The sequence below is a fragment of the Vogesella sp. EB genome (genome assembly GCF_001037925.1).
Classification (GTDB): Bacteria; Pseudomonadota; Gammaproteobacteria; order Burkholderiales; family Chromobacteriaceae; genus Vogesella; species Vogesella indigofera.
On record NZ_LFDT01000018.1, the window covers coordinates 25,184 to 39,093 of the forward strand.

Here is a 13,910-nt window from a genome sequence, read left to right on the forward strand (position 1 = left end):
CGCCGGTTAGGCCGGCACGGCAACAGTTTTCAACAGTGGGGCAACCGCCCCGGACGCACTGGCTGACAAAAGAGTGGTTTTATGAGCGAACAGGAATACGGCGCGGACAGTATTAAAGTCCTGAAGGGTCTGGATGCAGTACGCAAGCGCCCCGGCATGTACATTGGCGATACCCAGGACGGCACCGGTCTGCACCACATGGTGTTCGAAGTGCTGGACAACGCCATTGACGAAGCGCTGGCTGGCCACGCAGACACCATCAAAGTCACCATCCACCCCGACAACTCGATCTCGGTGGAAGACAACGGTCGCGGCATCCCCACTGACATCCACCCGGAAGAAGGCCGCTCCGCCGCCGAGGTGATCATGACCGTGCTGCACGCCGGCGGCAAATTCGACAGCAACAGCTACAAGATCTCCGGCGGCCTGCACGGCGTCGGCGTGTCGGTGGTCAACGCGCTGTCCGACTGGCTGAAGCTGAAAATCTGGCGCAACGGCCAGGTGCACGAAATGGAATTCCGCCGCGGTGAAGCCGTGGCGCCGCTGACCATGACCGGCCACACCACCTACCGTGGCACCGAAGTCACCTTCCGCGCCAGCGAAGAAACCTTCGGCGTCATCGAATTCCACTTCGACATCCTCGCCAAGCGCATCCGCGAACTGTCCTTCCTCAACCAGGGCGTGGCGATCACCCTGCTCGACAAGCGCAGCGGCAAGGAAGAAAGCTTCGCCTTCTCCGGCGGCGTCGCCGGCTTCGTGCAGTACATGAACCGCAACAAGTCGGTACTGCACCCGAAGACCTTTTACGCCACCGGCGAAAAGGACGGCATGACCGTGGAAGTGGCGATGCAGTGGAACGATTCCTACCAGGAAAACGTGCAGTGCTTCACCAACAACATCCCGCAGCGTGATGGCGGCAGCCACCTCACCGCACTGCGCCAGGTGATGACGCGCACCCTCAACGGCTACATCGAGGAATCCGATGCCGCCAAGAAGGCCAAGGTCGATACCAGCGGCGACGACATGCGCGAAGGCCTGACCTGCGTACTGTCGGTGAAGCTGCCGGACCCGAAATTCTCCAGCCAGACCAAGGACAAGCTGGTTTCCAGCGAAATCGGCCCGGTGGTCAACGAAGTGATCAGCGAAGCGCTGAAGGACTTCCTGATGGAAAACCCGGGCGACGCCAAGATCATCATCGGCAAGATCGTCGACGCCGCCCGCGCCCGCGAAGCCGCGCGCAAGGCGCGCGAGATCACCCGCCGCAAGGGCGTGATGGACGGCCTCGGCCTGCCCGGCAAACTGGCCGACTGCCAGGAAAAAGACCCGGCGATGTCCGAACTCTACCTGGTCGAGGGTGACTCCGCCGGCGGCTCTGCCAAGCAGGGCCGCGACCGCAAGTTCCAGGCCATCCTGCCGCTGAAGGGCAAGATCCTCAACGTCGAGCGCGCGCGCTTCGACAAGATGCTGCAAAGCCAGGAAGTCGCCACCCTGATCACCGCACTGGGCTGCGGCATCGGCAAGGACGAGTACAACCCGGACAAGCTGCGCTACCACCGCATCATCATCATGACCGACGCCGACGTCGACGGCGCCCACATCCGCACCCTGCTGCTGACCTTCTTCTACCGCCAGACGCCGGAGCTGGTCGAGCGCGGCCACATCTACATCGCGCAACCGCCGCTGTACAAGGCCAAGCACGGCAAGCAGGAACGCTACCTGAAGGACGACTACGAGCTGAACCAGTACCTGCTGCAACTGGCACTGGACAAGGCCGAACTGATCCCGGCCGCCGGCGAAGCCGCGCTGTCCGGCGACACGCTGGGCGAAGTGGCGCGCCAGTTCCTGCTCGCCCGCGCCGCCATCGATCGCGAAAGCCGCGTTGTCGATCCGCTGGTACTGCATGCCTTCCTCAAGGTTGGCCGCATCACCCTCGATAGCGAAGCCGCAGCCAACGCCGCCGTTGCCGCACTGGCTGCGGTACTGCCGCCGGAACTAATCCGCCTCAACGTGCTGCGCGACGACAAGAACGACGCCTGGATGCTGAAGATCACCCGCCAGCTGCACGGCAACGTGCTGGTCACCGCGCTGGACCAGGATTTCCTCGCCACCGCCGACTACGACATCCTGTGCCAGACCCGCGACATGCTGCACGGCCTGCTGCGTGACGGCGCCAGCGTCAAGCGCGGCGACACCGTGAAGCCGATCAGCGAATTCGGCGACGGCCTCGACTGGCTGCTGGGCGAAACCCGCAAGGGCCTGTCCATCCAGCGCTATAAGGGTCTGGGCGAGATGAACCCCGGCCAGCTGTGGGAAACCACCATGGACCCGACCGTGCGCCGCCTGCTGAAAGTGCGCATCGAAGACGCCATGGCCGCCGACGACGTGTTTACCACGCTGATGGGCGATAACGTGGAACCAAGACGTGCTTTCATCGAAAGCCACGCCTTGATTGCGCGGAACATCGACGTGTGATGTTGTAGGTGTACGTTCGCACAATTAATGCGACTTTTCGCACATTAGTGCTCACTGGTTCGCAGAGATAGTGCGCAAAAGCAGAAGCCCCCAGAGATGGGGGCTTCTGCTTTTGGGAAAAACATCACCGAAAGACACCTTGGAGCTAGAGTGTACTGACTAGCTCAAAATGCACACTCCACAAAACTGGAGGGACGTCGGCACGCCATAATGACAAATGGCATTTTTCATGTTAAAAGCTGTTATTCAAGCATCTAACAAATTAGATGTACTTCAGTCGAAAAGTCCATTCGGTATTACACAACTCCCCGAATGAACTCATCCGGTCTCAGCGCACGAAACCAACTTGACTCAAAAGTGTTCATCAACAACTCCCGTCGTTCGATAAACGCATTTGTATCTTGTCTATCCCACGCAGCTAAACACTCATCATCAACGAAATGTTCGGCGAGCCGCAGATGATCGTGTAAGTCTAGCGCCTTTTTCAGTAGATCTAATTCTTCTGATGGCCAGAGGAAGCGATTGCCAACCCTTGTACCGAGTTTGGGGAACAAAGAAACAATAGCCCTTGGTCCTCGGACATGAAGCAGTTCAATTTTGCCACACCCACTCGCGTAGCCATCTGCGAAATAACGCGCACGTGCATTCCGAAGATCGAGGTTTGGTAGAGGGCTGGGATTAGTACTACTGAACAAAAGCTCTGGCCATGGCTCACGCTTACCTGCCAACCCATTTCTAAGATGCCTCAGCGCCGCTTGCACACGATGAGTAGCCGCACTAGCAAAGCTTCCCCACGCCGTTGTAAGACCCCACCATCTTCTCAACCATTCAACATCTGGTAATTGATCTATCGCGAGATCATTCAGTGCGATTGCGGTGAGAGTCAACTGCATTTGGTATGGAACTGCCGCAGGCGTATGCACAAAGTTTGTTGCGGCCAGTACCATAGCTCGCTCCAAAAGCTCGGCTGGCTTACCTGCGAGTTCCGACTTCTCTCGGATTCTTCGAACAAGCAGATCACCGGTTGAACGGGCAAGGTCCATGCCAAGAAGGCCCTTCAAGACATTCAGGGTCTGCTGCTCACTTGCTGGCTCCCAGCCCTGTGGTAACACTCGATTACCCCATTGCTGTTCAAATATGTCGCGCAAGTCAAACTCATCACCCCATGTAAGCGCTGCGATCATATGAAACTCGGTCATAGGGACGCCCTGGCTATTCACCCGATGGAAAGTCCTGGTGGCAAGCTCAACATCATCGGTACTCAAAGGAATGATTGGGATTCGACACCATTGCATCGCATAAAGGACACCCTCCGCGATCTCTTGAAGACGGTCTATCTCAAGCGCAGAAATGTTTCCTTCTCGTTCTTTATTTCGAAAGTGCTGCCTGAGAGCAACCGCGTCTAGAAACAAGTGAAGTGGCAGGCAAGCCCATACCTCACCCGGGTTCCCCACCACAAAGTCATCTTGATCGAGGTCGAAGAAAATCGGTGTCGGTACGTCATCGTCCCCTGGCGTGGTCTGCAGCCCTCCCTTCGAGGGGATGTTTTGCGTCGAGAACGCCGCAAACAAGGTTGTGAGACGCTGATGTCCGTCAAGCAGATAACTAACAGTATGACCTTTGTCGATCGGCGGGATTGTTACGCCAGCGATTGTATCAAAGCACTTAAGCCGGGCCTGAGAAGTCCTCCAGACCAGCAAGCTTCCAATTGGAATGCCAGCGCGGAGCGAACGCAGGAGTTCAACACGGCGCTCGTCCCCCCAAATAAATGGGCGTTGAAAGCGAGGAACTTGGATGTGACCGGCCCTGACGTCAGCAAGCAACTTGGGTAAATCAATTACCTGCGGTTGGGAAACGTAGCTAGGAGTATCGTTCATTGGGGATCCTACATCGCATCTTGAAGCGCATCTGCCAACGCGTTCATTTCGGTGATGACATCGCTCGGCCAGAGATGAGACGATGAAATATTCATAAACTCGTCTGCGATTTTGCTACCAAAGCCATTCTCGAGAGCGGTAATGAGGGCTTGGGGCAACGATGTCCAAAACCCATCGCTGCGGCTCGCACGCACGACTTTATTTGAGTCTTGGGGAGAGACGCCATCGCCAGCCAACCCCTTCTTTAGGTTGTAAAAATGCGCCATAGTACCGACAGAGGTGTCGAACAGCGCTGAAGTCGCCGTTTGATTCACGGCATTGAGCACTGTTGATGGCAAGTAGTTCTCAATGGAGCGGCGATTGAGTCTGTGCCAACGCTGATCGGGCAGCATTTTACATGCGGTCTCAAACTGGTAGCCCTGACACCCATCACCACCGGGCGGTCTCCAGTCGACGTCTAGCTCCTTAGGATGCAGTCGGTCACTGTCAAACAAGTAGAAGGTTCTCCACCGTGCAACGGTATCGATACTAGAACCAGCAATGTCTTTTTCCATCGTAGATCCTCCTCCCATCGCAGGCACAATCCACCCTTTTTGGCACCACCCAGAGAACGAAGAAACCGTTGACTCAACAAACTTCCGGTCGGATTGATCATTCTCTAGAACTAAGCGTAAAGGGCGATTCACCAAGTCGAACACTGCACTGCCGCTAATGGTCCAAGGGGGATCTCCTACCACGTCTGGTGCCCCGTCCGGCGAAACAACTATCTTAAGTGCGTTGGAGCGACTCTGGGCCGAAGCTAGGCGGGTCCTGAAGTAGTCAACGTACAAGTTAAGATTGTTGTGGCACCATGTGAGCATCATCTGTGTGTCAGCCAAGAGAGCATGCTGCTCATGCTTCTCCAATATGACGAGAACCCTAAGCAAGTCACGTTTCCAGTTATCGTCATCTTTTTTCCAACATTCATCCGCAAACTCGATAATCATGAGGCTCTCCGCTGGGCTTGGAGTAGCTCATTCTTTAAATGCAGCAGATCACCGAAGGCATCGATGGGCCAACTACCACCGACTTGCCCTTTATCGTTCAAGGGTACTCGTTTTGCTATCGACACCGGATCTTCACGCCGTTCTACCCAGTAAAGCGCGACGTCATTGGCCGAAATGCGACTGGGCCGAACCGCGATAGCAAGCTGTGTCGCAGCCAATAACACTTCGGAGTGCGTCTCGATCAGTATCTGTGCACCTGCGGCTGCCGCAGCAGCTATAGAATTTGCTAGCGCCCGTTGAGCGTCGGTATGGAGGTGAAGTTCAGGCTGCTCTAGGCATACCACTCGCGGACCTAATTCGTTCGCCGCCCTAGCCATGGCGACCAGCGGAGCCAGAACCTGGGTAAGCCCCTCCCCAGTGTCAACAAGATTGATCAATGCTGACGGATTTGCAAGTGGCGCAACGTCGAGCCGAAAGTAGCCAGGGGCTACATCTGCGATCCGCAAGTCGAAACCAAGCTCACGAAAGAAGTCCACAACGAACCGGAGAGCATTTGCTTCTTTGGACGTGGGGGCGCTCCGAGCCCATTGATAGAGAAAACGGGCTACCCCTTCGCCCGTACAAGAGAGATTGCCTGGGGGGGAGGCGAGGCTTTTCTCGACGCGAGGAATTGCTGCACGAATACCCTGCAACCATTGTGTATCTAGCCTAAACTGCGAACGTGAACAACCGACTTTTTGCGCCCAGATGGCCTCCTCAACGGTAGGGAGCAGACCAGTAACGCCCGGGATTTGCCCCTGCCACGAACCGTCTCCATCATCCTCGAGAATCCAAGCACTGTCAGAGCATACAAGTTTGATAGCTTTCAGCTCACAAGTCTCTGGGAGTACGCCTCCACGAAACGCCCAGTTAGCATTATGCCCTTCGTCCCACGTGACTGTGACGTCAATGGAATGCCTGTGGCTGTTGATATGAGCAAGATCGCTCCAAAGCGCTTCCCGACCCACGGCCCCATCTAATATAGGGCCAGGGCGCTTGTTGTCTGCCATAGATTCTGAAATCCAAGGAAGAAGACGAAGAAGCGCACTCTTACCGGAACTATTCTCTCCGTAAAATAAAGTAAGTGGAGCTAACTCGATATACTGTTGCTCACGGAAGCCTTTATAGTTTCGAACTTCAAAAGAGCGAATAATCATTGAGAAACTCCCCGGAGCGACACGTCGGCCACATGGCCGCAGACAACTACCGCTATATGATGTTTATCCATTTGCTGCCTTAATATTCCGATCTCACCACCTAAATGGAGGTGAGCAAGTTCCAATTTCGATTGATAATAAATTTCCAATGCCAACTGCGGGAAAATATGAATACTCAAACGGAACTTTGTTGCTGTAATCGGGGACATTGCCCGTCGCATTGATCGTCAATAGGGTTCTGATCGACTATCCCTACGGGGTATGCACACATACAGAGACAGTTCTTCTATTGATACTCGCAATCCGCTGTTGTTATACAGGCAGGGCACGTGCTCCCGCAGATGGAGTACCATTTTAAATGGTATATCCATAGATGAGCACCATCCCATGCTGCACCTGCTTGCCTTCCGCCACGGCGAAAGCGATGCCAATGCCGGATCAGCTACCACTGACCCAGCAACCATCGCGCTGACAGAAACTGGGCATCGCCAGGCCCAAAACCTTGCCGATGCCTTCTCACTCCGGCCAGACCTCATCGTGGTTTCGCCCTTCTTGCGTGCTCAACAAACTGCTGCGCCACTGATGGCAAAGTTTGCTGATGTTCCTGTCGAAACCTGGCCCATCCACGAGTTCACCTATCTGTCACCGGCAAAGTGCTCAGGCATGACAGTAGCAACTCGTCGGCCAATGGTCGAGGCCTATTGGCATCGTGCCGATGCAGATTATGTCGATGGGGAGGGTGCTGAGAGTTTCGCCCAGCTGATGGGCCGTGTTTTTGATACGCAGCAAAGGCTGGCAAGCCTGGCTGGAACGGGGATACATAACGTCGCGATGGTGGGCCATGGGCAGTTTCTGCAGGCGCTACGCGCCGTCATGGACGGTACGATCACTGACGTCAGCAGCAAAACCATGCAGCTTTTCCGGCAGCTAGAGCATACACAGGCCATCCGTAATACAGCCGGCTTTACTGCCGCCTGGGACGGTGAAACCTGGCAAAACGTTACCCCGCTACCGGCACCGTAGCTGCAAAAGCATTGTACAAATACGACACTTTAAAGCCCTGATCTATCAGGGCTTTTTTCATGCCTTGCATATCAATGGATTGACATGGGGCATCTCCATTCATGGAAATGCCCCATGTCTAAAACGTCCCGTTCTCCGGCTTCGACAGCCGCGTCCAGGCTACGTAATCTTCTGGAATCACCACAATTTTCTTCAGGATTTCGCAGCCTGAAGTGTTGCATTTATCGCCATGACTCCGTTCTCAGACCTGCTATTCCAGCTCCGGCGTGCCCGTAGCCTGCGGCAAAAAGACCTGGCTGCCAGGCTGCACCTTGGCAGCAACTTCATCAGCGCCCTGGAAGTCGGGCGCAGGGATGCCCCGTCACCGGAAAGAGTTGACCAGATCGCACGTGCCCTGCAGCTAACCGCAGAGGAAACGGCCGCCCTGCAGTACGCGGCGAAGATTTCGCAGCGTCACCTTGAGTTGCCAGAGGAAACCAGCAAGGAGGAGTACGGCTTGTTGCATGAGCTGGTGGGGAGAGTCGGCCAGTTATCGGAGACACATATCGCGATGATCCGGCTGGTGATGCAGATGGCCGATGAACAGCACCGCACCGCCTTGAAGGAGAACAGCATGTAGAAAAGCAAAACGGACTACCTTGGGGAGGCAGTCCGTCGGAATAGGCTCAGAGCCATAGTGTGGAAACTTAAGTATCTGAGCCTTTCTCCTGGGGTGCAACCCCCGCCAATTCCCATTCCATTCCTAATCACCACCAGCCTGTGCTTTTTTCTGCACGCTGGTGACGAATCCTTGCGCCCTGGAGAAATGCATGAGTTCGATACTACAAGCCAAACCTGGCCACATTGCAGCAACCCCTGGACAGCAGTTCCACACCCGTGACCGCGAAGTGCTGCGGCATACCTATTCCAATATGTGCGCGGCGTTTTGCAGCCTGAAAAACGGCCGCATGGTGCATTCCGAAGGCCTGCTGGAGTTTGATGCTTTTCATTGGCTGGAAGCTTCGCCGGACGTAGTGGAGTACCGCGAACAGTGCCAGCAGATTTACTACCCCAACGGCAGCAGGATGCGACGCTATACCCCCGATATCGTCGCCACACTGACTAGCGGGGTATCGGTCTGCATCGAGGTCAAACCCTTCGCCAAAACCCTGGAAACCGACACCAAGCACCGCCTGGCCTGCCTGGCGGAGTTCTACCGTCGGCATCACCAACCGTTCGTTGTGCTGACAGACAAGTTCATCCGTCAGCAGCCTTGCCTGGCACAGTTACGCTGGCTATTCCAGAACGCCAGCTATGTGCAGCCAGGACAGCAGGAGGCACGCATGGCCTTGGGCAAGCTAGCCCGATACCTGCCGTGTTCTATCGCTACCGCGAACATCCACCTGACAGGGCAACGCATCAATGCCGAATATTTGATGCTGGCAGGTTACCTGCATGCCCTTGATGCGTCGGAACCACTGAGCTACGAAACGCTGATCGCATACGGCACCAGCGAAATGCAGTCACGGCTGGGGCAGCTGGATATCAGCCAGACCCTCTTCTGGACAGAACAAGAGGGGCGAGAAGATGCATAGCTATACCTGGAAAGTAGGCCAAGCCATCGCCCTGAAAGGGGCGGCGTTCACCATCAATCAGATCAGTGCCCACGAACAGATCGTACTGACCGACAATGCAACGGGGGCATTCTCGCTGCATCAGATGGCGGATTTGCTCAACAGCTATCGCCGGCAAGAGCTGTCCTTTCTGCCGTCAGTGACATCCTATCCAGTGCCGCAGCCTGACTGGACACGTCCCCTTGAAGATCTCCCTGAGAAGCAACTGAAAGCGGTTCTCAGATGCAAGTTCTACCTGGACTATCTGGGCAATCTGGAGGAGTTCTGCTCTCGCAGTACCATTCAATTGCAAATTCAACAGGCCGGTAAATCGTGCAACGACCCTGATCCTCCTCATCCCAGTACGGTATTCCGGTGGCACCGCAAGCTGATCAATGCCGGTGGCGACTACCGTGTACTGATACCGCAATTCCATCGGCGAGGGCCACACAAGCCGAGGATTGGGGAAGAGATCACCCACATGTTTCTCTCGGCCGTTGAAGAGGTATTCGAGCGTAGTCCATGCGCCACGATGTCAGACATTGAAGAACGGCTGCACAAGAAAATCCGCCTGGCCAACCTGACTCGCCCGACTGACAAACAGCTCAAACCGCCCCATATCTCGACGCTGTACCGCAAGTACGATCAACTTGAAGGCTTTCTGACGTATAGCTACGAGAATGGCAAGAACGTCGCCAAGCGCAAATACCGGCTGGTCAGGAAACAGATTCTGGTTTCCAACATTCTGGAACGGGTAGAGATCGACCATACCCAGCTTGATATTTTCCTGGTATGCGATGAAACCGGAATGGTACTGGGCAAAGCCACGCTTACCCTCGTCGTGGATTGCTACAGCCGCATGCCTCTCGGCTACTACATCAGTTTCGGAGGTGGCTCGACCCAAGCAGTCATGGGGGCGCTGCGCCACGCCATCCTGCCGAAAGAGCCCGCCAAGGCCGTGATTCCGGGCTTGATCGTACAAAACCATTGGCCATGCTATAGCCTTTTCTACAATCTGGTGACAGACAACGGGCCGGAATTTCACAGCCTTGCCTTGGCGTCCACTGCGTTGGATCTGGGTTTTAACCTGGTGTTCTGCAGGGTCAGGGAGCCGTGGCTGAAGGGCACGATTGAACGGCTGATCAAGACGGTGAACTACAGCTTTGTCCACAAACTGCCTGGTACGTCGATGGCGTACTACATGGAACGCGGTGAATACAAGCCGGAAGAACATGCCCTGCTGACGCTGGGGGAGTTCAAGCATGCTTTTGAGAAGTGGCTATTGGACATCTATGCCCACACCGTTAATAGCGATACCCACGCCACACCCTGGAATCGATGGCAAGAAGGTCTGCTCAGACACAAACCCCGTTTGCCGGCGGATATGAGCGTATTAAATCGCCGGATCGGTAAAGTCATCGAGCGCATGCTTCGACGTGAAGGCTTCGAAATTAACCATATCCGCTACTCCAGCCCCGTACTGGAGCAGGCGTTGCGGCAGTTTGGCTTTGGTATCAAGTATCGCATCTGCTACAACCCCGAAGACCTGGGCAGTATCGAAGTCTGGCTACCCAACAGCCAGGATCCGCTGACCATTCCGGCCGTTGATCAACGCTATGCCAAAGGCCTGACGGAACTGCAGCACAAGCACATCATTGCCAGGGTACTTGCAGCAGCACAATCCCCAGAGGATCGAGAGGTGCTGATGACCCGCAAGATTGAGTTGTCTGACTCGATTGATACGCTGCAGGAGAGTAAAAAGCAGCGCAATCGCCATAAGGCGGCCCACCTCAAAGGCAAAACCAGCAGCACGCCGGAACGTGAGTTCACGATTGATGCCACCGCCACCCCGTCCCAGCCAACGGGTAGCCCGCCCCACGCTCATCTGTCACCCATCGATGATTTGGAGGATGAGTTCATGGGCAGCCCCATCGGGCTGTTCCCGGTGCATGGCCCACTACACCAGGAGGCACATGTATGACAAAGATTACACCAGAAGCCATATTGGCCAGCGTGTATCAGGACTTCCCGGCATTCTTGCAGGCCAAACAAAAAATCCAGGAAAACCTCACGCTATATCAGCAAACAGGCATCGCCCGACACTTGCTGGTAACCGGCGAAAGTGGCACAGGCAAAACCACCCTCGCCAGGCTGTTTGCCGATAGTTATCTACCTGTCGATACACCGGAGGCCACTACTTTCCCCGTGTTGTCGCTCAGTGTGCCGGCCAGCGCCACCATCGGGGCAATGGCCGAGGCGCTCCTGAATGCGATGGGCCTGCAAAAGAAGGCCGAAAACAACACCCGAAGTACCGCCCAGATTGTCCGGCTGATCAAGAACTGCCAGGTGCAGATGATCATCATCGACGAGGTACAGCACATCCTGGAAAAGGGGACAGAACGCACGCAGTATCAGGTAGCCGACTGGCTCAAAAGCCTGATCGACGCCAGCGGCGTTCCCTTCGTTTTGTTCGGCCTTCCGCACACGGCTGGGTTGCTCGGTATCAATGAACAACTGCGCCGGCGTTTTCTGCAATCGTCACGTCTGGAAATCACCGAACACGCCGGTTACAGCAAGGAGCGCATCTGCCTGGAGTTGTTCAAAGGCATGCTGGATTATCAGCAGGTCACACTGTCAGTCGATAGCTGGGCAGACCTGGCCAGACGCCTGGCTTTTGCCAGCAACATGCGAATCGGCTACCTCAAGATTCTGGCGATTGGTGCGCTGCGCCTCGCCCAGCAGGAATGCCGGCAAACTGTTGGCTACGACGTCCTGCAGCGGGCCTTTGCCGAACAAGTCTGGCCAGATGCCAACGCCGAGCTGAACCCGTTCTCCATGTCATTCTGCGGGCGAGAATTGAAGCTGGTCGGAGAGCCATTCGCCCAAGCCAATATGGCACCGAAGGTACAACGCAGGAGGGCTGCATGATGTTGCCCATCCGTCCCAAACCTCGTCATCACGAGCACTGTTTCGGGTATCTCGAACGGCTGGCGTTCATCAATGGTTTCCACACAGTCAGCGGGCTGACGGCATACATCAAGATCGTACATGGCAACAGTAACTTCGGACTCGCCCAGGCCATCAATACGACGGAACGCTTCCGACTGCGAGGTATGCCACCGACAGGCTTTTCTCTTTATACCGATAGCTACGGCAATGCGTCACATCAGGTCGCTATCACCGACTACAAGGTTTGCCCCGAGTGTTGGAAGATCGATCCTTGGGTCAGGCCGAGCTGGGGACTTCGCTTGAACTGGACTTGCCATCACCATCATTGCTGGCTTGTCGCTGCTGAATCGTTGGAGGCGACACGCGACTGCTCATGGCTGGGTACGTTGCCAGAGGCCGGTGAGTCTTGCGATACCGTTGCCGCCTCCTTTGGCCAGCTGATTGATGGATCATGTGTCGGCCAACCGTGGCATAGCGATGTGCTCCCTATTGTGACCCATTATCCCGAACCCATGCAGGTATGCCACCTGATCACCAAGCTGGGCAGATTCTGGCTAGAAACCACCAGAAATGCACCCTCCAGCCATTACATGCTGAATGGATCGGTAGGTCGGCTCGTATTTGAAGCTGCCATCGAACTTCTGAATGATTGGCCCAGAAATCTGTACCACTGCCTTGATCTGCTTTACGAACGCGCACCGAATGATTTCAGCTTACAGCGAGTGATGGGCTGCTGGATGCGGATAGCTTACATCTACTGCAGTGCACCGATCTTCGAACCACTACGTACCGCAACCGAGCGCTATATCCACCGCAACTGGAAAGGCAGTCTCAACGAGAAAAACCGCAGGCTGCCACCGCATATTATCGAGAGCCATCCCCGGCTAAATAAGCGGGCCATCATGGAAAAGTACTCTCGCAGGGCAGTACGGCTGGTGCTGAACATGCCGAATGCGTTTGATGTGCAATTTGCTGGTACAGACCACAACAAGCCATTTACTGCCGACTTCGCAGCACTGGTGGATCGCTGTCAGCTAGATGAACACACTGGCCATGACTTGAAGGAAAGTGCCAAGCTGCTGGGTCTTCACCAAGAGCGTGTAAGGCAACTGTGGAAGAGCAACATCCTTCAGGCAAACCGATGTGCGAAAGAGTCGCCTGATCGACGGTGGCATTTCAGCCAGAGTGACATTACCGCGTTTATGGCCCGCTTCCTGATTATCGATGCGACTCCTCCAGGCAAACCGCTCACTGCTTACCACTTCTTGCGGTTTCACAAACTGTCAGACCAAGAGGTTCAAGCCTTCTTCACTCAGCTTCAAAATCACCAAGTACACCTTTATGGTGTACCTGACATGCCTTTCGGGAAGTTGCTACTGGACAGGGCCGAAGTGACAGACTGGCTGCTGCAGTATCGAACGAAAGAGCTGGATGAACTGGCGATAGAAGAGGCCGCTCGCTTGTTGGGAGAGAAGGATGAGGTGGTCTTCCAACTGGTGAAAAAGGGGCTGCTACGAACAGTCAGCCCCAGTCAACGCATCGGAGCAGCCCGACGGGTTGCGAGGGAGGAGCTGGAACGCTTCAAATCCAGCTACGTCTCGCTGAGTTGGCTAGCGCAGCAGCAAAGGCGACGTCCAAGGGATTTGCTGGATGAGCTGAAGCCCATCTACCCCGTGACAGGCCCCAAAGTCGATGGCTGCCGCAAGTACTTCTACCGCCGAGAAGAGATCCGGCGATGGCACAGCCAATAACGCAAAAGCCCGCTTACGCGGGCTTTTTGCTATGGAGGTGTTGCACACGATGGCGCAGCTCCGA

11 protein-coding genes are annotated in these 13,910 nt (G+C 55.4%); 7 read left to right on the plus strand and 4 right to left on the minus strand.

The features are described from left to right. The first annotated feature begins 81 nt into the window (after nucleotides 1-81). Nucleotides 82-2,472 carry a DNA topoisomerase (ATP-hydrolyzing) subunit B gene (gene gyrB, locus ACG97_RS11290; protein WP_047967469.1) on the plus strand — a complete coding sequence of 797 codons (2,391 nt, stop codon included), beginning with the start codon at nucleotides 82-84 and terminating at the stop codon, nucleotides 2,470-2,472. A 296-nt stretch (nucleotides 2,473-2,768) separates the two neighbouring features. On the opposite strand, the gene ACG97_RS17295 is transcribed toward gyrB, so the two are convergent. Genes ACG97_RS17295 through ACG97_RS17635 form a run of 4 tightly spaced genes read right to left on the minus strand, consistent with a single transcriptional unit; the run spans nucleotide 2,769 to nucleotide 6,740 of the window. Further along, entirely contained in the window at nucleotides 2,769-4,349 is a 1,581-nt protein-coding gene (locus ACG97_RS17295) for a DUF262 domain-containing protein (RefSeq protein ID WP_082133747.1), read from the minus strand. 8 nt (nucleotides 4,350-4,357) lie between these two features. Continuing rightward, on the minus strand, nucleotides 4,358-5,335 hold the full coding sequence (locus ACG97_RS11300; RefSeq protein ID WP_047967471.1) for a hypothetical protein: 978 nt from the start codon (nucleotides 5,333-5,335) through the stop codon (nucleotides 4,358-4,360). Further along, on the minus strand, nucleotides 5,332-6,531 hold the full coding sequence (locus tag ACG97_RS17300; protein WP_082133749.1) for an AAA family ATPase: 1,200 nt from the start codon (nucleotides 6,529-6,531) through the stop codon (nucleotides 5,332-5,334). Before ACG97_RS17300 ends, ACG97_RS11300 begins: the two co-directional genes overlap by 4 nt. Continuing rightward, entirely contained in the window at nucleotides 6,528-6,740 is a 213-nt protein-coding gene (locus tag ACG97_RS17635) for a hypothetical protein (protein WP_156168021.1), read from the minus strand. The genes ACG97_RS17300 and ACG97_RS17635 overlap by 4 nt, the downstream gene beginning before the upstream one ends. Before the next feature lie 178 nt (nucleotides 6,741-6,918). Here ACG97_RS17635 and ACG97_RS11305 point away from each other — a divergent pair, with 178 nt between their 5' ends. From ACG97_RS11305 to ACG97_RS11330, 6 genes are all read left to right on the plus strand, one after another. Continuing rightward, nucleotides 6,919-7,554: a histidine phosphatase family protein gene (locus ACG97_RS11305; protein WP_053068147.1), complete on the plus strand. Its 636-nt coding sequence runs from the start codon at nucleotides 6,919-6,921 to the stop codon at nucleotides 7,552-7,554. A 229-nt stretch (nucleotides 7,555-7,783) separates the two neighbouring features. After that, on the plus strand, nucleotides 7,784-8,173 hold the full coding sequence (locus ACG97_RS11310) for a helix-turn-helix transcriptional regulator (RefSeq protein WP_047967472.1): 390 nt from the start codon (nucleotides 7,784-7,786) through the stop codon (nucleotides 8,171-8,173). Nucleotides 8,174-8,363: 190 nt separating this feature from the next. Further along, a complete protein-coding gene (locus tag ACG97_RS11315; RefSeq protein WP_156168022.1) occupies nucleotides 8,364-9,128 on the plus strand; it encodes a TnsA endonuclease N-terminal domain-containing protein in 765 nt (254 codons plus the stop codon). After that, nucleotides 9,121-11,127 carry a Mu transposase C-terminal domain-containing protein gene (locus ACG97_RS11320; RefSeq protein WP_053068149.1) on the plus strand — a complete coding sequence of 669 codons (2,007 nt, stop codon included), beginning with the start codon at nucleotides 9,121-9,123 and terminating at the stop codon, nucleotides 11,125-11,127. Before ACG97_RS11315 ends, ACG97_RS11320 begins: the two co-directional genes overlap by 8 nt. Continuing rightward, a complete protein-coding gene (locus tag ACG97_RS11325) occupies nucleotides 11,124-12,074 on the plus strand; it encodes a TniB family NTP-binding protein (protein ID WP_047967473.1) in 951 nt (316 codons plus the stop codon). The genes ACG97_RS11320 and ACG97_RS11325 overlap by 4 nt, the downstream gene beginning before the upstream one ends. Beyond that, nucleotides 12,071-13,846, plus strand: a complete 1,776-nt coding sequence (locus tag ACG97_RS11330; protein ID WP_156168023.1) for a hypothetical protein — start codon at nucleotides 12,071-12,073, stop codon at nucleotides 13,844-13,846. Before ACG97_RS11325 ends, ACG97_RS11330 begins: the two co-directional genes overlap by 4 nt. The last annotated feature ends 64 nt before the right edge of the window (nucleotides 13,847-13,910 follow it).